Origin of the sequence: Shewanella sp., from assembly GCF_013214165.1 — a bacterium.
GTDB lineage: Bacteria > Pseudomonadota > Gammaproteobacteria > Enterobacterales > Shewanellaceae > Shewanella.
In genome coordinates, this window is the sequence record NZ_JABSSM010000033.1 from 27,064 (window position 1) to 51,624 (window position 24,561).

The window sequence follows — 24,561 nt, forward strand, 5'->3', positions numbered from 1 at the left end:
CCACTTAGGCCTATAACAAGATCCATAACCAGAAACCAAAACTAAACACAGACAGCAGAGTCGATAGATAACCCAGACCCAGCATGAAAATCAGCGGAAAAATAACGGATACGATAAACATGGTTAGCTCAACGTAGCTCAAAAGGCTGAGGAAAAATAAAAGTTGTTTGTTGAATTACAAATAACAAAAAAGGCGCCAGAGGCGCCTTTTTTAAACAGGAAGAGAAATTACCAACCCGTTCTTGTACGTAGTGCCTTGCCGATATCGGCAAGTGAACGCACTGTCGTTACGCCTGCAGCTTCAAGAGCGATAAACTTATCTTCTGCTGTACCCTTACCACCGGCGATGATTGCACCAGCGTGACCCATACGCTTGCCTTCAGGTGCAGTTACACCGGCAATGTATGAAACAACAGGTTTAGTCACGTGAGCCTTGATGTACTCGGCCGCTTCTTCTTCGGCAGTACCACCGATCTCACCGATCATGACGATCGCTTCGGTCTGTGGATCGTTCTGGAATAACTCGAGAACGTCGATGAAGTTAGTACCAGGAATTGGATCGCCACCGATACCAACACAAGTAGACTGACCGAAACCTTCATCGGTAGTCTGCTTAACCGCTTCATAGGTCAGGGTGCCTGAACGAGAAACGATACCGACTTTACCCGGCTTGTGGATGTGACCAGGCATGATACCAATCTTACACTCACCAGGCGTGATAACACCTGGACAGTTAGGACCGATCATACGCACGCCAGTCTCTTCAAGCTTAACTTTAACCTGCAGCATATCCAGAGTCGGGATGCCTTCAGTGATACAAACGATAAGCTCGATGCCACCGTCGATAGCTTCAAGAATGGCATCTTTACAGAAAGGAGCAGGTACATAGATAACCGATGCTGTAGCACCTGTTTGAGCGACGGCTTCTTTCACTGTGTTAAATACTGGCAGACCAAGATGAACTTTGCCGCCTTTTCCAGGAGAAACACCACCGACCATCTGAGTACCGTAATCGATAGCTTGCTCAGAATGGAATGTACCTTGACCGCCGGTAAATCCCTGACAGATAACTTTAGTATCTTTATTGATTAAGATAGACATTATTTGCCCTCCGCAGCTTTAACAACTTGCTCAGCCGCGTCAGTAAGACTCGTGGCAGCGATGATATCGAGATCTGAACCAGCCAATACTTCACGGCCAAGTTCTGCGTTAGTACCTTCAAGACGGACAATAACAGGTACGGTTACACCGACCTCTTTAACCGCACCGATAATACCTTCGGCGATCATGTCACAACGCACGATACCACCGAAGATGTTAACCAATACTGCTTTAACGTTATCGTCAGACAAGATGATCTTGAACGCTTCTGCAACGCGCTCTTTAGTCGCTCCGCCGCCAACATCTAGGAAGTTAGCTGGTCTGCCGCCGTGTAGGTTAACTATGTCCATGGTACCCATAGCAAGGCCCGCGCCGTTAACCATACAGCCGACGTTGCCGTCTAGTGCCACATAGTTAAGCTCGAACTTAGCCGCATGTGCTTCACGAGCATCATCTTGTGACGGATCGTGCATGTCACGGATTTTAGGCTGACGGTACAAGGCATTACCATCGATGCTAATTTTACCGTCGAGACAGTGAATGTTGCCTTCGGTGGTGATCACTAGCGGGTTGATCTCTAGCAATGCGAAATCATGGTCTTCAAACATCTTAGCTAAGCCCATGAAGACTTTAGTAAACTGCTTCATCTGAGTCGGGTTTAAGCCCAACTTGAAGCCAAGATCACGAGCCTGGAATGGCTGAGGACCTGTCAATGGATCTATGATGGCCTTGTGGATCAACTCTGGCGTATTTTCAGCCACAGTCTCAATATCAACACCGCCTTCGGTAGACGCCATGAATACCACACGACGTGAAGCGCGATCGATAACGGCACCTAGGTACAATTCGTTGGCGATGTCAGTGCAGGTTTCTACTAAAATCTTAGCAACCGGCTGACCCTTCTCATCTGTCTGGTAAGTCACCAGGTTTTTACCTAACCAATGTTCGGCAAACGCTCTGATCTCGTCTTTAGAGCCAGTCACTTTAACGCCACCTGCTTTACCACGGCCGCCTGCGTGTACTTGACACTTAACAACCCACATATCACCGCCAATATGGCCAGCAGCTTCTACAGCTTCTTGAGCTGTATCACACGCATAACCTTCTGACACTGGTAAACCATATTCGGCAAAAAGGGCTTTTGCCTGATACTCATGCAAATTCATGATGATCTATCCGTATACTTCTAATCAAATTTAACTGGCTCTTTCGGGGCCAGTAACGAGGGGCATACTCGTCACATCCTCAGACGTGACGAGTATGGTGTCACTGCAATTTTTTTATAAATCTAACAGTAGACGAGTTGGGTCTTCGAGGAAGTCCTTAATGGCAACCAGGAAGCCAACCGACTCACGACCATCGACAATACGGTGATCGTAAGAGAGTGCAAGGTACATCATGGGCAGGATTTCAACCTGACCATTGACTGCCATAGGACGATCCTTGATGGCATGCATGCCTAAGATCGCGCTCTGTGGCAGGTTCAAAATAGGTGTCGACATCAATGAACCGAACACACCACCGTTAGTGATGGTGAAGTTACCGCCAGTCATATCTGCAACGGTTAACTTACCGTCACGGCCTTTAAGCGCCAATTCACGCACATTGCGCTCGATATCGGCAAGGCTCATGGTATCGGTATCACGCAGTATAGGCGTAACCAGACCACGTGGTGTAGACACCGCGATGCTAATATCGAAATAGTTGTGATAAACAATGTCATCGCCATCGATAGAGGCGTTAACTTCAGGGAAGCGCTTCAGTGCTTCGGTCACGGCCTTGATGTAGAAAGACATAAAGCCCAGACGCACACCATGACGCTTCTCGAAGACTTCCTGATACTGCTTACGAATATCCTTGATAGGTTGCATGTTGACTTCGTTGAACGTGGTCAGCATGGCGGTAGAGTTTTTAGCTTCCAGCAGACGCCTAGCAATCGTCTTACGCAGGCGTGACATAGGCACACGCTTCTCGCTACGCTCGCCCAGAGGCGCGACAGCAACAGGTGCACTTACAACTGGGGCCGGTGCAGCCTTGGCATTCTTAACGAAGGCTTCGACATCTTCCTTAGTGATACGTCCGCCAACACCTGTGCCTTTAAGCTTGCTAGCATCGATATTATGCTCGCCAATCAAACGGCGAACCGATGGGCTAAGGGCGTCATTTGACTCATCAGTCGCTTCAGGAGTCGCGGCTTCGGCTTCGGCCTTAGTCACTTCCTGACCGGCTACCATCCCAGCGATAAACTTGGCGATGACGACTTCGCCAAGAACGGTGTCACCCTCTTCGGCCAAGAACTCGGAGATTGAACCATCTTCAGGTGCAACCACTTCGAGTATAACTTTATCAGTCTCGATATCGACGAGGTTCTGATCACGAGTGACTTGTTCGCCAGCTTTCACATGCCAAGTGGCAATGGTCGCATCGGCAACAGATTCTGGCAGTACGGGTACCTTAATTTCGATACTCATTATGAGCTATCCTTTTTATAAATTGTCTGTTACTACAGTTTTAATGCTGTCTTGATCAAAGAGTCTTGCTGCTGAGCATGCAGTGCCGGATAACCACATGCGGGTGCAGCGGATGCTTCACGACCGGCATAGGTTAACTGGGCACCGGCTGGGATTGAACCCCAGAAATGATGCTGGCTGCAATACCAGGCGCCCTGGTTTTGTGGCTCTTCCTGACACCAGACAAAATCTTTGACATGCTGGTATTGGGCTAATGTCTCTTCCATATCGGCGTGAGGGAACGGATAAAGTTGCTCCACACGAATAAGGGCGACATTGGTGATGTTCTCTTTACGACGTCTCTCTAGCAGTTCGAAATAGACCTTACCGCTACAGAAAACCACGCGATCCACCTTGCTGCTATCTTGGGTGTCCATCTCAGGGATAACGTTCTGGAACGAGCCCTGTGCCAGCTCTTCCATGCTAGAAACAGCTAATGGATGACGCAGCAAAGATTTAGGAGACATCACGATCAGAGGCCGACGCATAGGACGTACAACCTGACGCCTAAGCATGTGGTAGACCTGAGCCGGTGTCGATGGCACACAGACCTGCATATTGTGGTTGGCACATAATTGCAGGAAACGCTCCAGACGAGCACTCGAATGCTCAGGACCCTGACCTTCATAGCCATGGGGTAGCAACATAGTCAGACCACACAAGCGGCCCCACTTCTGCTCACCAGAGGAGAGGAACTGATCGATGACGACTTGGGCACAGTTGGCGAAATCACCAAACTGAGCTTCCCATAGGGTCAATCCACCCGGTTCAGCCGTAGCGTAACCGTATTCGAACGCCAGCACCGAGGCTTCAGATAATACTGAATCGGTCAGGTCGATCGGGCCTTGGTCTTCGGCAATGTTGCGTAGCGGCATATAAGCCGATGCATCATGTTGATTATGCAATACCGCATGGCGATGGAAGAAGGTGCCACGACCCGAGTCCTGTCCCGTGATGCGGATACGTTTCTTGTCTTCGAGGATCGACGCATAGGCTAGTGTCTCGGCGAAGCCCCAATCGAGCAGCTTCTCGCCTTTTGCCATCAGGGCGCGATCCTTGTAGATCTTAGCCACGCGAGACTGCAACTTGTGAGATTCAGGCACGTAACTGATCTTATCCGCAAGATTGCGAATACGCTCCATCGACATCTGAGCCGGATAGTCTTCATCCCACTCTCTGTTGATGTAAGGTGACCAGTCGACCGAATGCAGCGTCATAGGACGCCATTCATCGACCACACAATCACCGTGATCTAAGGCATCGCGATAGGCATTGATCATCGCGGTGACTTCATCGGCGGCCAAGGTATTCTCGGCAATCAACTTATCGGCATAGATCTTACGCGGCGTAGGATGCTTCTTGATCTTGGCATACATCAAGGGTTGAGTCGCACTCGGCTCATCGGCTTCGTTATGGCCATGGCGGCGATAACACACCAGATCGATAACCACATCACGCTTAAATTCGTTACGATAGTCGACGGCCAGCTGAGAGATGAAGGCAACAGCCTCCGGGTCGTCGGCATTGACGTGGAAAATCGGCGCCTGCACCATCTTAGCGATATCGGTACAATACTCAGTTGAGCGTATATCATCCTGATTCGACGTGGTGAAACCTACCTGATTGTTAATCACGATACGTATGCTGCCACCCACCTTGAAGCCACGTGTCTGAGACATGTTGAATGTCTCTTGGACAATGCCCTGACCCGTGATAGCCGAGTCACCATGAATGGTGATAGGCAATACGTCGAGGCCATCATCGCAACCGCGACGATCCAGACGTGCACGCACCGACCCCATGACGACCGGATTAACGATCTCCAGGTGCGATGGGTTAAACGCGAGGGCCAGGTGAACGTTGCCACCGGGCGTCTTAAAGTCGGAGGAGAAACCTTGGTGATACTTAACATCACCCGAACCGTTGAGTTCGTCGCTATGTTTACCGGCGAATTCGTCAAACAGCTCAGCAGGTTTCTTACCTAAAATATTAACCAGTAAGTTTAGACGACCACGGTGAGCCATGCCCACAACGACCTCTTTGGTGCCAGCTTCGCCCGCGCGATAGATGATCTCGCGCATCATAGGAACAAGCGCGTCGCCACCTTCGAGGGAGAAACGTTTCGCCCCTGGGAATTTGGCCCCTAAGTACTTCTCGATACCTTCGGCGGCGTTCAGGCCTTGAAGGATACGGGTCTTAGCAGTTTTATCGTAATTAGCTCTACCTAAAGAAGGTTCTAACCTTTGCTGGATCCAGCGCTTCTCGTCAGTATCTATCATGTGCATGTATTCGGCACCGATAGAGCCACAATATGTGGCCTTCAATGCGTTTACAAGATCCACAAGCTTCATGGTTTCGCCACCATGAGCAAATGAGCCTGTATTGAATTCACGCTGCATATCTTCGCTTGTTAAGCCATGGTAGGCCGGGTCCAGTTCAGAAACCTTGTCACGTTTCCACAGTCCCAGAGGGTCGAGATTTGCATTCTGGTGGCCACGGAATCGATGAGCGTTGATCATCTGCAGGACTTTAACTTGCTTAGCGTCGACTTCAGGGTCTGTCACACGGACAGAGCCCATATGACGTCCTTCGAGCGCTAGACTACGAAAATAATCACGTACTTTAGAGTGGGCGGCTTCGGGTACATCAGCCGATGCGCCGTTGGCATGAGGGAGGTTATCAAACACCACTTGCCAGTCTTGGGAAACAGACTGAGGGTCTTCTTGATAGGCTTCATACATCTCTTCTACGTAGGTCGAATTAGCACCGTTTAGGTGTGATGATTCGAGCCAGGCTTTCATGATGCCTTGGTGCATTTCTATTCCTTTCAAACTTTATACACGTGTTTAGCCGAAGTTTTGTGAATGCACCTTTCGTCGTAGAGACAAAAAGACTGACGAGAGGTACACAGTTTTTGCCGCCCTGGATTTATGATGTTCCAAGATTAACGGCATATTGTAGTTCCATTACATAAAAGAGTCACTTCTCCACGGAGAAGTGACTCGATTCGAGCTATCTAATTATTACTATCAGCTCTTTGTTTTGCATTTACACCGCTCTTTTCAACAACATGGACTTAATATGTCCAATTGCCTTAGTCGGATTGAGTCCCTTAGGACACACATCGACACAGTTCATGATGCCATGGCAACGGAATACGCTGTATGCATCATCAAGTTCCGATAAACGCTCTTCGGTTGCTGTGTCACGGCTATCGATTAGGAAGCGATAGGCATGTAACAAGCCAGCTGGACCGATGAACTTATCAGGGTTCCACCAGAAAGATGGACAAGAGGTAGAACAACAAGCACACATGATGCACTCATATAAACCATCTAATTGTGCACGTTCCTCGGGTGATTGCAGATGTTCACGCGCAGGCGTTTTCTCATCGTTAATCAGATAAGGCTTTATCTTCTCGTACTGAGTGTAAAACTGAGATAAGTCGACAATGATGTCACGCACCACTGGCATTCCTGGCAGAGGTCTTAACTCAATCTTCTTACCCTTGAAGCTAGACACTGGCGTGATACAAGCCAGACCGTTCTTGCCGTTCATGTTCAGGCCATCAGAGCCACAAACACCTTCACGACATGAACGACGAAACGCCAACGTAGGATCTTGCTCTTTCAGCAGTATCAGCGCATCCAGAACCATCATATCGGTACCTTCTGCAACTTCTAATGTGTAATCCTTCATATACGGCTTAGCGTCTACATCGGGATTATAGCGATAAACTGCGATATTCAAATTCATCTCTGTATCTCCTTAGTAAGTACGCTTGATCGGGGGGAAGGCTGCACGAAGCTTAGGCTCCATGTTAACCGGACGGCGATCCATTGTTTCAGTCACGGGGTCGAACAGGCTGTGACACAACCAGTTCTCATCATCACGCTCGAGGAAATCTTCACGTGAATGAGCACCACGGCTCTCGGTTCGGTAATTGGCGGCATAAGCCGTCGCAATCGCAGTAGCCATCAAGTTATCCAGCTCTAAACATTCGATACGCTGGGTATTAAACTCTCTCGAGTTATCCGAAAGCTTAGCATTGGCCAGGCGTTCACGAATTTGCTTTAGCTCTTCCAGGCCTTCGGCCATAGAGTCGCCACGGCGAAATACGGAGAAGTTCAGCTGCATACACAGCTGTAAGTCTTTACGGATCTGCACCGGATCTTCACCGTCTTGGTTACTTTCCCAACGGTTAAGGCGTGCTAGAGATGCATCGATATCGGCGTCAGTGGCATTTTTAGGGCTTGGAGTCTCATCCAGGGCTTTACCCAGATGCTGACCCGCAGCACGACCAAAGACCACCAGATCAAGTAGCGAGTTACCGCCTAAGCGGTTAGCGCCGTGTACCGATACACAGGCAATCTCACCGACGGCAAATAGACCTATTACGTCAGTCTCGGTGCCATCTTCCGTCTTACGAATGACCTGACCGCTCACTTTAGCAGGCAGACCACCCATCATGTAATGACAGGTTGGTAGTACAGGGATTGGTGCATCGGCCGGATCGATATGGGCGAAGGTGCGTGACAGTTCACACACGCCAGGAAGACGCGCTTCCAGTGTTTCCTTGCCTAAGTGATCCAGCTTGAGTAATAAGTGCGGACCTAAAGGACCGTCTAGACCACGACCTTCACGAATCTCGGTCATCATAGAACGTGCGACCACGTCACGTGATGCTAAGTCTTTCGCGTTAGGCGCATAACGTTCCATGAAACGTTCACCGTCTTTGTTAAGCAGATATCCACCTTCGCCACGACAACCTTCGGTCACCAGCACACCGGCTCCCGCGATTCCCGTAGGATGGAACTGCCACATCTCCATATCTTGCATTTGTATACCGGCGCGCATTGCCATGCCGACACCGTCGCCGGTATTGATATGTGCGTTAGTAGTAGATGCATAGATGCGACCCGCACCACCGGTAGCGAGCACGGTAGCCTTGGCCTTGAAATAGACGATTTCACCGCTCTCGATATCGATAGCGGTACAACCGACGATCACGCCGTCTTCGTTCTTGACTAAATCCAGTGCATACCACTCGGAGAAGACTTGTGTCTTATGCTTAACATTTTGCTGATATAGACAATGAAGCAGTGCATGACCGGTACGGTCGGCTGCTGCTGCGGTACGAGCGGCTTGCTCGCCACCGAAGTTTCTCGACTGACCACCGAACGGACGCTGGTATATCTTGCCGTTCTCGAAACGAGAAAACGGCAGACCCATTTGCTCCAGCTCGATAACCGCCTCAGGACCTTTCTCGCACATAAATTCGATCGCTTCTTGATCACCGATAAAATCGGAACCTTTCACCGTATCGTACATGTGCTGTTCCCAATGATCTTCATGGGCATTGCCTAAGGCGACTGTGATGCCGCCTTGAGCCGAAACCGTATGAGAACGCGTCGGGAACACTTTAGATAAAAGCGCACAGCTCTTACCTTCTTTTGAAATCTGTAATGCTGCTCGCATACCTGCGCCACCGGCACCGATCACGACCACATCAAATTCGCGTACTGGAATACTCACTTAAACACCCCACACAATCAAAATGCCAGCTGCCATATAAGACAAGGCTGCTACGACAACAACGAACTGAAGTAAACCACGAAGCATTAATGGCTTAACGTAATCTGTTAGCACCTGCCAGATACCGATCCAAGCGTGAACCAGAATCGCGACCAGGGCGAGTAAGGTGAACACTTTCATCGGCAGAGCGCTGAACAAGCCATGCCATGCGTCGTAGGTTAGTGGAGAGCTAAGGGCAATAAATCCAACCACAAAAATAGTGTATAGGGCTAAGATAATTGCGCTAGCGCGTATTAGAATAAAGTCATGAACACCACTGCGTCCAAGACTCGCTGCATTAGTTACCATACCCAAACCCCTACTATGATAGAAAACGCAATTGACAAGGCAAATGCGGCTTTTGCCGAAGCAATACCAGCTGGCAACTCTTCCCAGCAACCGGCATCCATTATCAGGTGACGTATGCCAACGATAAGGTGATAACCCAGTGCGGTAAGAATTCCCCAGATGACAAACTTAACGAGCAAGTTATCAAAAAGAGATTGTACGCCGGCAAAACTCTCTGGGGATGCTAAAGATGCATTCAGCAACCAGATAAGAATGCCAACTGCAAATAGCATGATGACACCGGAAACTCGATGGAGAATAGACGCGATCGCTGTTGCAGGAAAGCGTATGGTCTGCAGATCTAAATGGACAGGTCTTTGCTTTTTCACGTTCTGCTCACTCTGCTCAATTGAGCTATATTTTTGTTATACGAACCGCTTTTGTGCAAACATCGAACCGAGAATGCGTTCACACTTCGATGCTGTTACAAAAGAAAAGTTTAAACAGACCTTTAACGCTTTAGAAACAACTTATCAGGTGACTAATTAAGCGCTCTCTAAACGGTAATGTCTGTGGCTCTTCTGAGCCGAAGCAAGTATACGCGCGGCAAATGTCAAATACAAACATCACATTATGCAAATTTTGTTTTTTTGGTAAAAAAATCTGCCAAGTTCCTGTTCTATTATGGGGTTTGGGCAAAATAAGACCATGGTCTAAGAAATTTAAACGCTTATTTAAATTGAAATGTGATCTAGATTCACTGTAGAGTGTTGGCGTTTGATAAGCCGCACTCACATAAGAATGAAGTAAGGAGAACGGGTATGGCTGAAAATATAGCCAAGTTGGAACTGCCAGGTAATGAGTCAATTGATTTGCCCATTAAGAAAGGCACGGCAGGCTTCGATGTCATTGACATCAGCAAATTAGGTAGTAAAGGTCACTTTACCTTCGATCCAGGATTTCTCGCGACAGCCTCCTGCGAATCTGCGATTACCTATATCGACGGCGCACAAGGGATACTGCTTCACCGCGGATACCCTATTGGTGAATTAGCCGTAAATTCAGATTATTTAGATCTGTGTTATTTGCTCCTGTACGGAGAGCTTCCAACCAAGACTCAGTACGAACAATTTGTTCATACAGTTAAAAACCACACCATGGTTAACGAGCAACTCGTCGCCTTCTTTAAAGGTTTCAGACGTGATGCTCACCCCATGGCAATGCTATGTGGTGTTACGGGTGCACTTTCTGCATTTTACCAAGATTCACTGGATGTTAACGATGAGCGTCACCGCGAAATCGCCGCGTTCCGTCTAGTCTCTAAGATGCCGACCATTGCCGCCATGTGTTACAAGTACTCGATCGGTCAGCCATTCGTGTATCCACGTAATGACTTGAGCTACGCGGGTAACTTCCTCAGCATGATGTTTGCTGTGCCATGTGAAGAATACGAAGTTAACCCGATTGTTGAACGTGCCATGGATCGCATCTTTATTCTGCATGCGGATCATGAGCAAAACGCGTCCACATCGACAGTCCGTCTGGCCGGTTCTTCAGGTGCTAACCCATTTGCATGTATTGCAGCGGGTATTGCATCACTTTGGGGACCCGCTCACGGCGGCGCTAACGAAGCGTGTCTGAATATGCTCGAAGAGATTGGCACTGTGGATCGTATCCCTGAGTTCATCGCTCGCGCTAAAGACAAGGAAGATCCTTTCCGTCTGATGGGCTTCGGACATCGCGTCTATAAGAACTTCGACCCTCGCGCTAAAGTCATGCGTGAAACCTGTCATGAAGTTCTTAAAGAGCTTAACGTTAATGACCCACTGCTAGATGTTGCCATGGAACTCGAACGTATCGCCCTTGAAGATGATTATTTCGTCTCTAAGAAGCTATATCCAAACGTCGATTTCTACTCAGGTATCATCATGAAGGCTATCGGTATTCCGACTAGCATGTTCACCGTACTGTTCGCCTTAGCGCGCACAGTGGGTTGGATTGCTCATTGGAAAGAGATGTTGGATCAACCTGGTCATAAGATCAGTCGTCCTCGTCAACTGTATACCGGCGCACCTGAGCGTTCTTTTGTCCCACAAGACGAACGAAAATCTTAAAGATACAAGCACCTAGAACTTAACACCTAGGAAGCAGAAACCATAAAAAGGCACTCATCGAGTGCCTTTTTTATTGTGTTAATTCGGTAGGCTTCTACCGATTTCGAAACAAGAGTCGAAGTCTCTCAAATCACAACCCTTGTTGAACCATTTAGCTTCACTATCACCTTCAGACATCTGGCCTGCCCTACGGCATCCTGAGATATCACCGAGTTCACAGGCACGTCCATAATAGAGTATCGCGCCAACGGTATCCTTGAAACGCTCCACCCCTTTCCAGGCGAATTGATAACAAGCAGAAGCATTATCATTCATGCAACATTGCTGATACTCGCTAATCAAGTGTGGGGGATATTTCGATTCATCGAGCGTACATACCTGGGTGATCTTGGCAGGTTTTGTGGGGGCATTCATCACCAAAAAGCTTTGACTGACTAGCTCAGTGCCCTTTTCGACTACAGATACGGTCCACTTACCTGAAACCAACTCTGATTCTGTTTCAAAATTCCAAATCACATAGTTAGGCCTGCCAAAGTAGAGTGTGTCATTCCAGCTCGATTCTGTCGTCACAGTCCCATCTGTTGATGTAATTTCAGGGTGTTTGACGATAATGGTTACCGGCACTTTTCTAGGCACATCAACCAGTATCTTTGCTGATGCGTTATCATTCTTGATCATATTGACCGCAACGGAAGCGGTATAAGTGAAACCAAATCCGCTACCCAATTTAGGGGCAATAGGGAAGCTTGGAGTGATATCGTACCCAAGGATCATGCCATTCATTGTTCTTGGCGTAGCTAGGCCTTTAGCATCGATGCTGGCATTGATCCCAACGCTATGCTCAATGGACGATTCAGCTATATCCACTGTAGACACTGGGTCATCGGGAATATTACTGCACGCGGATAAACTTAACAGACAGATGATTGAAAGTGATCGTGTAAACTTCATACTATTCATTATTTTAGCTATTTAAAAGCTAAGCATAATACCGAACCAAACCCACGCAAACAAGATACTTCAACATTACACATCACAACAAGTAGACGCAGATCACATCAAGCATGTAACTATTTATGTACACAGATTCATGCGCACTGCGTCTTTCACTAGCGTGTGTATAGGAGCGACACGGCAGAAACAAAAGCGTGTAAAATCCAGAAATTTCAGTCCATTTCTGGATTTTTACATCCTCGAACAAAAGGTGAGTGACGTGTTGCTTAAATTATCGGGGTTTTAACGACAGTTCAGCTCTTTAAAACTAGATTATTTGTCCCAGAAATATTTAAAGTCATATCTAAAACCAACACTAAATATCTGATCCTCAGCCATATTTTCATGGTCATAAGTTAAGTATTCAACAAAAACTTTACCATTTTTGGCAATGAAATACTCGAGTGAAACGTTGTAACCCGTGTAATTTTTTGATTCTACAGTATCAATACCATCTTTGAACTGGAAGTAACCAGTCAAGAAATTGAAGCCATCACCGAATGGGACAACCAAGCCTGTGTCTAATGCACCGCCACTACGACCTTTTCCACCTAAATCATAGTTATATTCTTTAGCATGATATGCGGCTGCGAGGTAAATATCATTACTGAACGTGTATGAGATAACACCACCCAGAGTATCTTGCTTACCTAGGTTATCACCACCTTCTAACAAGTCTTGTTTGATGTAACCAATACCAAGATGCATCTTGCCAAAATCATAACCTACCGCGGCGTTTATTATGTTAGCGCCATCGTCCGTCTCGTCAAACTGAGTATCAAGCATCCACTCGAAGTCACCTGTTTTTCCGCGCCAAGTCAGAAGATTACCAGTGTGGAAAAGGCCTTCCTCATCATAAGCAAATGGTGCGCCATTATGGTTGAAGATATTGGTATATTCGGCAACGATCAGGTACTGCGCAGAGCGCTGCTTACCTATGGCAACTTGCCCGTAAGGTGAGGTAATACCAGCATATGCTTTACGAGCCTTAGTACCAAAACTACCATCACCGCCTAGCTTGACATGCCATTCACCTTGAGCAATAGCTCCCCAACCATGACCAAAGTCTGTCTTGGCTATCAGTCCCATACGCGATGAGTTATCTGATACATCCCAACTGTCATCCGCGTCGCCATGGCCTTTCTCATTCATCGCGAATTTAGTTCTAAACGTGCCATATATTTTCATTGAGCCGTTTGGAAAAGCGGCGGTTGCGCTACTGTCACTCTCTTCCAGTTGTTGAATGCGTTGAGTGAGAGTCTCAATTTGTTGCGTGAGTGATTCGCTATCGGCTGCATAAGCATTTAAACTGCAAAGACCAACTGCTAGCGCAATTAACGTTTTAGTTGTTTTCATCTTTATCTCATCTTCTATTAAATTTATAAATCTAAATCTCGACAGCTCAACGGCTCTTAACTTAGCGAGTATCTAACAGCATAAATATGACCCGGCTATTTAAGCGTATGAACTCAGATAAACTATTCACCACCAATGCAAATCGACACTGAACATTATTTTTGACCAAGATTATTTGAGTTTACGGATTAATTGCACATAGACCATATCAATATATTTATAACCATTAATTTAGAACCGTTAATGTATAACCATTACCATATTAAATAATAAATCACTTCTTTAAACACACCTAATCAACAAGCTAATTAATTAAGCGTGACTTATAAAACAGTATTTTGATGAACAAGGTTTACAATGCACTTTATTACGCTCTTAACTGGTCAAACATGATCTACAAAACATTAATATTATTCTGTGCTATTAGTCACATTTATTGAATATCAGTTACAATTAGCGTTCACATTTACATTAACACCTCACACTTTAAGTCATAATGTCGAAATGGATCACAGGTTAAAATATGTGACAAATAGATTTATGGGAGATTAAAATGAAAACTCGGACTGGTTCCGTTCATTATTCACTCAAAAAAGTGTTCAAGCATTGAGTCAATTGATAACGCTTAAACAATCTGATGAACATCACAAATATAACTTAATAGGTTGTTTTTAATTTATAACAGGATTAGATTGCTAAAAAACATTAGCATCTATTTCATTCAAACATTATTAATTAAACTCTAACGCTATTAAAGATATTTTGTATTATTCGACCATTTACGAATATATGAATAATCGTTACTCGATAATATCAAGGGAAAAATATGAAATTTGGAAAAACGCTACTGGCCATATCTATGAGTGCCGTCTTAGCGGCCCCAGTTTGCCAAGCAGAGGTTAAAAACCTCATTTTAATGATCGGCGATGGCATGGGGCCACAACAAGTAGGCCTACTTGAATTGTACGCACGAGAAGCACCAAATTCTATATATATAGGCAAGTCAACAGCCATAAGAAAGTTCGCCAAGGAAGGTCTAGTTGGCATGTCTCTGACTAACCCTCATGATTCTATTGTTGTAGATTCAGCTTGTTCGGCTACTCAGTTGGCAATCGGCCAGTTTGCACCTTCTGAAGTGATTGGCCTTGATGCGAAGGGCAACCCAGCTGAAACTTTACTTGAAAAAGCTAAGCGTCTAGGTAAGGCGACAGGTCTAGTCTCAGATACTCGTTTGACTCATGCAACTCCAGCGTCTTTTGCTGCCCATCAGCCACATCGCTCACTGGAAAACGAAATTGCAGTAGAAATGTTAGAAACTGGCGCAGACGTCATGCTTTCCGGTGGTCTACGTCATTGGATCCCTAAAGAAGTCAATGATAAAGGCCCTGTCTATCAAAAACTGCTTAAGATGACTGACGGCGCCGTCAAAATAAAATCTAAGCGTAAAGACAGTAAGAACTTAATTACCAAAGCACAAAAAGATGGCTATCAAGTGGCCTTTAACAGAGAACAATTAGCCTCTGCCGATAATGATGGAAAGTTGCTTGGACTATTCTCTCATTCTGGTATGGATAACGGTATCCGTTATACAGCCAAGAAGAATGATCCCAAACGCACACAACCATCGTTGAAAGAAATGACGATGAAAGCGCTAGACGTTCTTAGTCAAGATGAAGATGGCTTCTTCTTAATGATTGAAGGCGGTCAGATTGACTGGGCGGGTCATAACAATGATGCGGGCACTATGTTGCATGATCTGTTGAAATTTGATGAAGCCATCGAATATGTCTACGAGTGGGTTAAAAATCGCAAAGATACCATGGTGATTATCACCGCCGATCATGAGACAGGATCATTTGGTTTCAGTTACTCAGCAAAAAACATACCTCAAGCTAAAAAACTGCCTGGCTCTGGATTTTCTAAGCAAGATTACAAACCAAACTACAACTTTGGTGACAAGAAACTGCTAGATAGACTTTATGCTCAATCTATGAGTTTTGAAGATATGACAGGCAAGTTCTACGACCTCGATAAGTCTCAGCAAACACCGGAAGCATTCCGTAGGATCATGAATGCTCATACTGATTTCCCTATTACTCTTGAGCAGGCTAAAGTTATTTTAACTGATACACCTAATCCGTATCAGACTCTAGGGCATTCAAGCTTAAGCGCAGACACACTTCCAGCCGTTCATGACTTCCAGTCATTTTATGTATACGGTGAAGAGATACGTTGGGATCTCATGGGACGTGCACTTTCTGAGCAACAAAATATTGTCTGGGGGACAGGTACTCACACAACCACTCCGGTAGGAGTCTTTGCTTGGGGTCCCCTTGAAGATATCAAACCTTTCTCTCAAGTGACTCATCACTCTCAAGTTGGCCAGTTCATGATGGATAGCATCAAGTAATAATCAATGGCACTGAGCGTCAGTGCCATTTTCTAATCCTAGATCACAGCCTGACATTTAAACGACTGTATTGCCTCCACGTTTGACATTACTCAGCACTTATCCTCCAGAATAAGCCCCAGCTTTTATCTCCAACCATCATACACAGCTACATTTTGTTGCAATTAGAATTATTTTAGTCATCCATTTACGCGTAGAACTCCCTATAGTCAAAAGCATCAATTTTTAAACCTTTTCGCTACATAATGCTTAACAAGTGTAACCAAATCGACAATTAAAACTATAACCATTTGTATTTACCCAACTTTATATATTGGCATGACTTGTGCTTAGTTAGTGGTAATTGCAACAAATAACTTAGGTGTTTTTACATGGACTCTTTAAATACACTCGCTAATAGTCAAATCATTCACTTTAAAAAATCAGGTATTCAGACTCGGTCACTCAATGGTTTCAAGTTTGCACTTCCCTTGCTTCTGGTATCGGTACTCTCAGCGTGTAGCGGTGAAGAGCCTACGAAAGAAGAGGACAAGTATGCCGTTCCAGTCGAAACGACCACAGTCATTCAGGGGGATGTCTCTTCTTTCTACAGCACCACAGCCACACTGGAAGCCCCAGAAGAAGCTAAGGTGGTCACTCGCATCGCGGGCTTGATTGAAGCCATCGAGGTTGAAGAGGGTGACAGGGTCACTCGGGGTCAATTACTGGCGGTTATCGATGCTAAGAGACAGAGATACGATCTCGCCCGCTCACAGGCCGAAGTAGAAATAATCGAACAGGAACTCAACCGCCTAAAGAAGATGGGCAATAGAGAATTTATCAGCGCAGACTCCATGGCCAAACTCGAATACAAGATGCAGGCTGCTATCGCTAAGCGTGATCTGGCAAGCCTACATGTCGAAGAGAGCATGGTTCGCTCCCCCATCGAGGGCGTTGTCGCCATTCGATTCGTTAAAAAAGGCAATATGGCAAAAGAGTTCGACGAGCTGTTTTATATCGTTAATCAAGACGAACTACACGGTATCGTCCATCTGCCGGAGCAGCAACTCCAAAGCTTACGTCTGGGTCAGGACGCACAAGTGTTCGCCAACAAGCATTCACAAGATACGGTTCATGCCAAAGTATTGCGCATCAGTCCCATCGTCGATGCCCAGAGTGGTACTTTCAAGGTCACCCTATCTGTACCCAATGACGATGCCAAGCTAAAAGCCGGCATGTTTACCCGAGTCGAGCTCAGGTATGACACCCACAAGAATGTGATCACTGTGCCTTATAACGCTGTGGTCAACCAAGATAATCAGTTTGCCCTCTATGTCATCGACGGGACTAATGTCAATCGCCGTGAAGTCTCTCTGGGGTATCGCGAAGCCGATACCGTGGAGATCACCCAAGGTATCGAACCCGGTGAGCAAATCGTGATCCGCGGTCAACAGAATCTAAAAGATCAGTCGCTTGTAGAAGTGATCACGTCATTAGACCTCGCCTCAATCGAGCAGTAAAGGAAGCCGAACTATGTCTATAATAACAACATCGGTACGACGTCCGGTCACAGTATGGATGTTCATGTTGGCTGTGATCCTGTTCGGCATGGTGGGTTTCTCACGCTTGGCAGTCAAGCTCCTGCCTGACTTGAGTTACCCCACGATCACCATACGCACTCTGTATGTGGGCGCTGCCCCTGTCGAAATCGAGCAACTCGTCTCAAAACCCATCGAAGAAGCCGCGGGTATCGTCAAGGGCTTAAGAAAAATCAGTTCAATATCACGCTCTGGTATGTCTGATGTGGTACTTGAGTTCGAATGGGGCACTGACATGGACATGGCCAGCCTAGATGTTCGGGAAAAACTGGACACGATTATCTTGCCTCTCGATGTTAAGAAACCGCTGCTGCTTAGATTCAATCCAAACCTGGATCCTATCGTTCGCCTCGCCTTATCGGTTCCCGATGCCAGCGATAACGAGCTCAAGCAGATGCGTACCTACGCCGAAGAGGAATTAAAACGTCAACTCGAATCCTTGACCGGTGTCGCCGCTGTCAGACTCTCGGGCGGACTGCAGCAAGAAGTGCACATCTTGCTCAATCAAGAGAGACTGACTCAGCTCAATCTCAACGCCGAAAAAATACGTCAGCGTATCGCCGAAGAAAATATTAACCTGTCTGCGGGTAAAGTGGTCCAGGGAGATAAAGAGTATTTGGTGCGCACCCTGAACCAGTTCAGCTCTCTGGAAGAGCTGGGCGAGATCATCGTCTATCGCGACGCTCAGACGTTAGTCAGGCTATTTGAGGTGGCCGACATTGTCGATGCTCATAAGGAGCGTAACGATATCACCCGCATCGGCGACCAAGAATCTATCGAGCTGGCAATTTACAAGGAAGGAGACGCCAATACCGTAGCCGTGGCCAGAAAAGTCAACGCGGCGATTAAGCAGCTAAATGATAATCAGCTCAAATCAGAATTAACCGTTATCTACGACCAATCGGAGTTTATTGAGAGTGCCGTCAGTGAGGTCACATCGTCAGCCCTGATAGGCAGCTTGCTTTCCATGCTGATCATCTACCTATTTCTGAAAGATATTATTCCCACCTTGATCATCTCTATCTCGATCCCGTTCTCGGTCATCGCCACGTTTAATATGATGTATTTTGCCGATATTAGTTTAAACATCATGTCACTGGGGGGAATTGCTCTGGCTGTGGGATTGCTGGTCGACAATGCTATCGTGGTTCTCGAAAACATAGATCGCTGTCGCTCCCTGGGCATGAGTAAGCTCGAAGCCGCTGTGACCGGGACTAAAGAAGTCTCCGGGGCGATATTTGCCTCGACTCTGACTACACTCGCCGTATTTATCCCTCTGGTCTTCGTCGATGGTGTCGCTGGTGCCCTGTTCTCGGATCAAGCATTAACCGTCACCTTCGCCCTGCTTGCCTCGCTTTTGGTCGCGCTCACCACCATTCCCATGTTGGCGTCTCGTGAAGGTATAAAGTCTCTGCCTCCCCTACTCGCTAAAGAGAAGAAGCCAACACCAGATACTAAAATGGGCAAGTTAACACACTACAGTGCCACGGTTTTCTCTTTCCCGTTTATCATCTTATTCAGTTACTTACCCAGTGCCATGTTGACCTTAGTGCTTATGCTCGGCCGCCTGCTGTCTTGGTTCACCGGACTGTTTATGCGCCCCCTGAGCCAAGGATTCAACGGGTGTTACCATAAACTTGAAGGTATCTACCATCAACTGCTCGCATTGGCGCTTAGATTCAGGGTCATGACTCTGTCTATCGCCATCCTAATCACCTTAGGCGCGGCCTCCTTGGTGCCTAAATTGGGAATGGAGCTTATTCCTCCCATGAACCAAGGTGAATTCTATGTCGAGATCCTCCTGCCCCCAGGAACCGAAGTATCAGAGACTGACAAGATACTGCGTCGACTCGCCCTGTCGATAAAAGGCAGAGCAGATGTTAAGCATGCCTATAGCCAGGCGGGAAGTGGTGGTTTGATGACATCGGATACCTCTCGTGGCGGTGAAAACTGGGGGCGCTTGCAGGTCGTGCTAGCCGATCCCGATGCCTTCGATGCCGTCGCATCTGTGCTGCGTACCACAGCTATGCGTATTCCTGAGCTGGAAGCTCAAATACAACACCCAGAGCTATTTAGTTTCAAGACACCACTAGAAATTGAGCTCATTGGTTATGATCTGACTCAATTGAAGCAAACTGCCAATGACCTAGTCGACGCCTTGTCAGACTCAGACCGTTTTGCAGACCTTAAGTCCAGCTTAAGAGATGGCCAACCAGAGATCAGTATTCGCTTCGATCATCAGCGTTTGGCTGCACTGGGCATGGACGCGCCGACCGTGGCAAATCGTATCGCTCAAAGAATTGGTGGTACCCTTGCCAGCCAATACACGGTCAGAGATCGTAAAATCGATATCCTGGTCAGGAGTCAGCTAGATGAGCGCGATCAGATAAGCGATATTGGCGCCATGATCATCAACCCAGAGAGCAGTCATCCCATTGCCCTCAGTGCGGTTGCCGATGTGACACTCAAGCTAGGTCCCTCGGCCATCAATCGAATCAGTCAACAAAGAGTCGCCATCGTCTCGGCGAACTTAGCCTATGGGGATCTCAACGAAGCCGTATTGGAAGCCAGAAATATCTTAGCCAAGCAGACGTTACCGACCTCAATCCAAGCCAGATTTGGTGGTCAAAATGAGGAGATGGAACACTCATTCCAGTCGCTGCAGATAGCCTTAGTGTTAGCCATATTCTTAGTCTATCTGGTCATGGCCAGCCAGTTTGAATCTCTGCTGCACCCCCTGCTTATTCTGATTGCCGTGCCTATGGCGGTCGGTGGCAGTATATTGGGCCTCTATGTAACTGGCACCCACTTGAGTGTGGTGGTGTTCATCGGACTCATCATGCTGGCCGGCATAGTGGTCAACAATGCCATCGTACTGGTGGATCGCATTAACCAGCTACGCCAAGAAGGCAAAGAGAAGATGGCGGCCATATCCGAAGCGGCCAAGTCTCGTTTACGCCCCATTATCATGACCACCATGACGACAGCCTTAGGCCTGTCCCCCATGGCCTTCGGTCTGGGGGACGGTTCTGAGGTCCGCGCACCTATGGCAATCACGGTCATATTCGGGCTGATCTTATCGACCCTACTCACCTTAGTGGTGATACCTGTGCTGTACGCCTTGTTCGATCGTAAGCAATACGCCTCAGCTGTGGCCAAAGAGACTCAAGACGCACGGCTCGTGAGTGAAGGAGGTCAGGCATGAATCTCACCCGATTAGCCATTTCAAGGCCGGTAACCACCAGCATGTTTTTCGTCGCCATTCTCTTGTTTGGTTTGGCATCGAGCCGCTTGCTGCCTCTGGAGATGTTTCCTGGCATAGATATGCCTCAGGTGAACATAAGTGTGCCTTATAAAGGCTCCACTCCGGCCGAGGTCGAGCGTGATATCACCCGTATATTGGAGGAATCCTTAGCCACCATGGGCGGCATAGAAGAGCTCAGATCCAGCTCTTCACAAAATGGCGCCGAGATTGAGCTCAGGATGAAGTGGGGCGAGAACGTTGCCACTAAAAGCTTAGAGGCCAGAGAAAAAATCGATGCCGTGAGACACCTGCTGCCAAAAGATGTAGAGCGTGTCTTTATCAGGCAGTTCTCGACCGCAGATATGCCGGTGCTTAATTTAAGAATATCCAGCGACCGTGAGCTATCCGGCGCATTCGACCTGCTAGATAAGCAGCTAAAACGTCCGCTGGAGCGAGTCGAAGGTGTGTCTCAGGTGACGCTATACGGCGTCGAACAGAAACAGATTGAGATCAGGATAAATGCCGATAAGTTGTCGGCCAGTGGGATCTCTATTCCCCATCTGCAGCAGCGCCTGCAACAAGAAAACTTTATCGTCAGCGCGGGGATCTTGAGGGCTAACTCGCGAGTCTATCAGGTCTCTCCCAAGGGAGAATTTAGACACCTAGATGATATTAACGCCGTGGTGCTCAAACCTGGTATCACCCTTGGCGATATTGCCACTATCGGCTTCTCGCTTCCCGAGCGTTTAGATGGCCGTCACTTAGACAAGAACTACGCCGTAGGCTTGGACGTTTTCAAGGAATCGGGCGCTAACCTAGTCGATGTGTCGGCAAGAGTGATGCAGGTCATCGAGGCTGCTAAGCAAGATGAGCAGTTTGACGGCATCAAGTTATTTGTCATGGAAGATCAGGCCTATGGGGTCACATCGTCACTGAACGATCTCTTGACCGCCGGCCTAATAGGCGGCCTGCTCTCTTTTGCCATCCTGTATCTGTTTCTCAGAAACCTGAAGATGACTTTAGTGGTGGTAACCTCGGTCCCCATCTCTATCTGTATGACATTGGCCGCCATGTATCTGCTAGGTTATAGCCTCAACATTCTCTCCATGATGGGCTTGTTACTCGCCGTCGGCATGCTGATTGATAATGCCGTGGTCGTCACCGAGAGCGTGCTGCAGGAGAAACAAGCCAAGGGCTCAAGCTCCAGCAAAGCGTCTGATTCTGCGGTACTCACCGGGGTAAACAAGGTGTCACTGGCGGTTCTCGCCGGTACACTCACCACTGGCATCGTATTTCTACCCAACATCTTCGGTGTCAAAGTCGAATTGACCATCTTCCTCGAGCATGTGGCCATCGCTATCTGCATCTCGCTGGCCGCATCACTGCTGGTGGCGAAAACCTTACTGCCACTGATGCTCAGTAAGATGAACATAGAGGTCGAAACTAAGGACAAAGAGAGCAAGCTGCAAACCTACTATCACAAGAGCCTGGATTGGATCTTAACCAGGCCACGTACCTCAGGTGTGATATCTCTCATTATCTTGGCATCAACCGCCCTGCCCTTAAGTATGGTCAATCAAGATCAATCCGATGGTGAGGGCAACAATAAACTCTACATCAACTACCAGGTTGAAGGACGACACAATCTCGACGTCACCGAGGCGATGATCACTAGGATGGAGACCTATCTCTATGCCAATAAAGATAAATTTCATATCGACTCCGTCTATAGCTACTATGCTCCCGACCGCGGCCAATCGACCCTGATCCTGAAACAAGATACTGAAGTCGACATGAAGGCGCTAAAGAAGGTCATACGTGAAGGCTTCCCTAAGTTCTCTATCGCCAAGCCTCAATTTGGTTGGGGCGGTGGTAACAACGGCTTAAGAGTGACCCTGACCGGACGCTCCACCGGCGAGCTTATCGAGATAAGTCAAAGAGTGATCCCGCTCCTGTCTGAGATTGAAGGCTTAACGGATGTGAGGTCTGAACTCAGCGGTGCTCAGCAGGAGGTGGTGATCCAGATTGACAGGCAGATGGCCGCCAGACTGGATCTTAAGCTCAATGAAATCGCTTCGAGTATCTCTATGGCCTTAAGAGGCAGCCAACTTAGATCTTTTCGTCATGATCCCAATGGCGAGTTACGCATCGAGATGTCCTTCGAGCAAGAGTGGCGCCTGTCGCTAGAGCGATTAAAACAGCTACCTGTGATCAGAATCGATAACCGCGTCTATACCTTAGACAGCTTAGCGAGTATCACCATCTCGCCAAGGTTCGATACCATTCGTCACTATGACAGACAGACGGCCTTGTCTATCGGCGCAAACCTAGATGATCTCACCACAGAAGAGGCACAGGAGAAGATAACTCGAGTGATGGATACGGTGAATTTCCCTGCGGGATATGGCTACTCACTCAGAGGAGGCTTCGAGAAGCAAGATGAAGATCAGGCGGTGATGGCGACCAACATGTTGCTGGCCTTAGCCATGATCTACATAGTGATGGCGGCTCTGTTCGAATCTTTACTGTTACCGACAGCCATCATCACCTCGATCCTGTTTTCCATCACAGGCGTATTTTGGGGCTTACTATTTACCGGCACGCCCATGGGCGTCATGGTCATGATAGGCATATTGATCTTGATGGGCATAGTGGTCAACAACGGCATAGTGCTGGTGGATCAGATAAACCAGCAAGAGCCGGCACTCGACAAGCTATCGACAGCCATCAGTCAGGTGTGTATTTCGCGTCTTCGCCCCGTGCTGATGACTGTCGCCACTACCGTACTGGGTCTACTGCCGCTGGCACTGGGTGACACTCAGCTCGGTGGAGGCGGCCCATCATATTCACCCATGGCCATTGCCATCATAAGCGGCTTAACATTCTCTACCGTGACCAGTCTTTATCTGGTGCCCCTGTGTTATCAAGCCCTGTATAGAATGCGCTATAACGCCGCCGTACGTCTAGGTCGTGCAAATAGCCTGTCGAGAAGGCTTATGCCTTGGGCATATTGAGCAAGCCATTGAGACAATAAGGTTTGCGGAGTAACGTTAATGAGGGGCTGCAATTGCAGCCCCTCATTTTTAAAGGACACTAAGGTCATCCCAGTTCACGGCGAACTGGCCACAAGATGCTCTCTCGTTCGCTTCAAGCATAATGCTAGATCAATCAATTAATCAGATGTAGAGCAAGCTCTCATCGAGAATGAGTCTGGAGCTGATAACGTTTGAAGGCATGCAAAAATATAACATTGATTGGAGCAGGTTTTTTCAGCACCGCAGATAAATGGATTAACACGCTATACGAAGGGCTGAAACTGTAATTGAACATTACCTTAGCTCCATGAAGAAACACAAGCTTCAGTGTTTCTTCATGGAATATAAACTAGAGCTAG

The 24,561-nt window shown here is 47.4% G+C and carries 15 protein-coding genes; 5 read left to right on the top strand and 10 right to left on the bottom strand.

What is annotated here, in order from left to right:
* Positions 1–228: 228 nt before the first annotated feature.
* From sucD to sdhC, 8 genes are all read right to left on the bottom strand, one after another.
* On the bottom strand, positions 229–1,101 hold the full coding sequence (gene sucD / locus HRU42_RS11480) for a succinate--CoA ligase subunit alpha (RefSeq protein ID WP_295031251.1): 873 nt from the start codon (positions 1,099–1,101) through the stop codon (positions 229–231).
* Positions 1,101–2,267, bottom strand: a complete 1,167-nt coding sequence (sucC, locus tag HRU42_RS11485) for an ADP-forming succinate--CoA ligase subunit beta (RefSeq protein WP_295031253.1) — start codon at positions 2,265–2,267, stop codon at positions 1,101–1,103. The genes sucD and sucC overlap by 1 nt, the downstream gene beginning before the upstream one ends.
* A gap of 114 nt (positions 2,268–2,381) precedes the next feature.
* The gene (gene odhB / locus HRU42_RS11490) at positions 2,382–3,572 is read right to left on the bottom strand and encodes a 2-oxoglutarate dehydrogenase complex dihydrolipoyllysine-residue succinyltransferase (protein ID WP_295031255.1); all 1,191 of its coding nucleotides are present in this window, start codon (positions 3,570–3,572) and stop codon (positions 2,382–2,384) included.
* Between the two features lie 32 nt (positions 3,573–3,604).
* The gene (gene sucA, locus HRU42_RS11495) at positions 3,605–6,427 is read right to left on the bottom strand and encodes a 2-oxoglutarate dehydrogenase E1 component (protein ID WP_295031256.1); all 2,823 of its coding nucleotides are present in this window, start codon (positions 6,425–6,427) and stop codon (positions 3,605–3,607) included.
* Positions 6,428–6,659: 232 nt separating this feature from the next.
* Complete coding sequence (locus tag HRU42_RS11500) at positions 6,660–7,367, bottom strand: succinate dehydrogenase iron-sulfur subunit (protein WP_295031258.1); 708 nt, start codon at positions 7,365–7,367, stop codon at positions 6,660–6,662.
* A gap of 12 nt (positions 7,368–7,379) precedes the next feature.
* Positions 7,380–9,146: a succinate dehydrogenase flavoprotein subunit gene (gene sdhA / locus HRU42_RS11505; RefSeq protein WP_295031260.1), complete on the bottom strand. Its 1,767-nt coding sequence runs from the start codon at positions 9,144–9,146 to the stop codon at positions 7,380–7,382.
* Complete coding sequence (sdhD, locus tag HRU42_RS11510) at positions 9,147–9,494, bottom strand: succinate dehydrogenase, hydrophobic membrane anchor protein (RefSeq protein ID WP_295031262.1); 348 nt, start codon at positions 9,492–9,494, stop codon at positions 9,147–9,149. It lies immediately after the preceding gene.
* Positions 9,488–9,883 carry a succinate dehydrogenase cytochrome b556 subunit gene (gene sdhC / locus HRU42_RS11515; RefSeq protein ID WP_193632458.1) on the bottom strand — a complete coding sequence of 132 codons (396 nt, stop codon included), beginning with the start codon at positions 9,881–9,883 and terminating at the stop codon, positions 9,488–9,490. Before sdhC ends, sdhD begins: the two co-directional genes overlap by 7 nt.
* Before the next feature lie 411 nt (positions 9,884–10,294).
* On the opposite strand from sdhC, the gene HRU42_RS11520 reads away from it, so the two are divergent.
* Positions 10,295–11,587, top strand: a complete 1,293-nt coding sequence (locus HRU42_RS11520) for a citrate synthase (protein ID WP_295031264.1) — start codon at positions 10,295–10,297, stop codon at positions 11,585–11,587.
* A 78-nt stretch (positions 11,588–11,665) separates the two neighbouring features.
* On the opposite strand, the gene HRU42_RS11525 is transcribed toward HRU42_RS11520, so the two are convergent.
* Positions 11,666–12,538 carry a DUF3859 domain-containing protein gene (locus tag HRU42_RS11525; protein WP_295031266.1) on the bottom strand — a complete coding sequence of 291 codons (873 nt, stop codon included), beginning with the start codon at positions 12,536–12,538 and terminating at the stop codon, positions 11,666–11,668.
* A gap of 315 nt (positions 12,539–12,853) precedes the next feature.
* Positions 12,854–13,936 (bottom strand): porin, encoded by a 1,083-nt coding sequence (locus HRU42_RS11530; RefSeq protein ID WP_295031268.1) that lies wholly within the window; start codon positions 13,934–13,936, stop codon positions 12,854–12,856.
* A gap of 826 nt (positions 13,937–14,762) precedes the next feature.
* Between HRU42_RS11530 and HRU42_RS11535 the strand changes: the two genes are divergently transcribed.
* From HRU42_RS11535 to HRU42_RS11550, 4 genes are all read left to right on the top strand, one after another.
* Positions 14,763–16,346: an alkaline phosphatase gene (locus HRU42_RS11535; protein ID WP_295031270.1), complete on the top strand. Its 1,584-nt coding sequence runs from the start codon at positions 14,763–14,765 to the stop codon at positions 16,344–16,346.
* A 371-nt stretch (positions 16,347–16,717) separates the two neighbouring features.
* Positions 16,718–17,845: an efflux RND transporter periplasmic adaptor subunit gene (locus tag HRU42_RS11540; protein ID WP_295031272.1), complete on the top strand. Its 1,128-nt coding sequence runs from the start codon at positions 16,718–16,720 to the stop codon at positions 17,843–17,845.
* 13 nt (positions 17,846–17,858) lie between these two features.
* On the top strand, positions 17,859–21,128 hold the full coding sequence (locus HRU42_RS11545; RefSeq protein ID WP_295031274.1) for an efflux RND transporter permease subunit: 3,270 nt from the start codon (positions 17,859–17,861) through the stop codon (positions 21,126–21,128).
* Positions 21,125–24,181 carry an efflux RND transporter permease subunit gene (locus HRU42_RS11550; protein WP_295031276.1) on the top strand — a complete coding sequence of 1,019 codons (3,057 nt, stop codon included), beginning with the start codon at positions 21,125–21,127 and terminating at the stop codon, positions 24,179–24,181. Before HRU42_RS11545 ends, HRU42_RS11550 begins: the two co-directional genes overlap by 4 nt.
* Positions 24,182–24,561 lie beyond the last annotated feature (380 nt).

Bases quoted from the DNA above. Each gene is read 5' to 3' on its own strand.
- sucD (WP_295031251.1), bottom strand. From the start codon at position 1,101: ATGTCTATCTTAATCAATAAAGATACTAAAGTTATCTGTCAGGGATTT.
- sucC (WP_295031253.1), bottom strand. From the start codon at position 2,267: ATGAATTTGCATGAGTATCAGGCAAAAGCCCTTTTTGCCGAATATGGT.
- odhB (WP_295031255.1), bottom strand. From the start codon at position 3,572: ATGAGTATCGAAATTAAGGTACCCGTACTGCCAGAATCTGTTGCCGAT.
- sucA (WP_295031256.1), bottom strand. From the start codon at position 6,427: ATGCACCAAGGCATCATGAAAGCCTGGCTCGAATCATCACACCTAAAC.
- HRU42_RS11500 (WP_295031258.1), bottom strand. From the start codon at position 7,367: ATGAATTTGAATATCGCAGTTTATCGCTATAATCCCGATGTAGACGCT.
- sdhD (WP_295031262.1), bottom strand. From the start codon at position 9,494: ATGGTAACTAATGCAGCGAGTCTTGGACGCAGTGGTGTTCATGACTTT.
- HRU42_RS11520 (WP_295031264.1), top strand. From the start codon at position 10,295: ATGGCTGAAAATATAGCCAAGTTGGAACTGCCAGGTAATGAGTCAATT.
- HRU42_RS11525 (WP_295031266.1), bottom strand. From the start codon at position 12,538: ATGAAGTTTACACGATCACTTTCAATCATCTGTCTGTTAAGTTTATCC.
- HRU42_RS11530 (WP_295031268.1), bottom strand. From the start codon at position 13,936: ATGAAAACAACTAAAACGTTAATTGCGCTAGCAGTTGGTCTTTGCAGT.
- HRU42_RS11535 (WP_295031270.1), top strand. From the start codon at position 14,763: ATGAAATTTGGAAAAACGCTACTGGCCATATCTATGAGTGCCGTCTTA.
- HRU42_RS11540 (WP_295031272.1), top strand. From the start codon at position 16,718: ATGGACTCTTTAAATACACTCGCTAATAGTCAAATCATTCACTTTAAA.
- HRU42_RS11545 (WP_295031274.1), top strand. From the start codon at position 17,859: ATGTCTATAATAACAACATCGGTACGACGTCCGGTCACAGTATGGATG.
- HRU42_RS11550 (WP_295031276.1), top strand. From the start codon at position 21,125: ATGAATCTCACCCGATTAGCCATTTCAAGGCCGGTAACCACCAGCATG.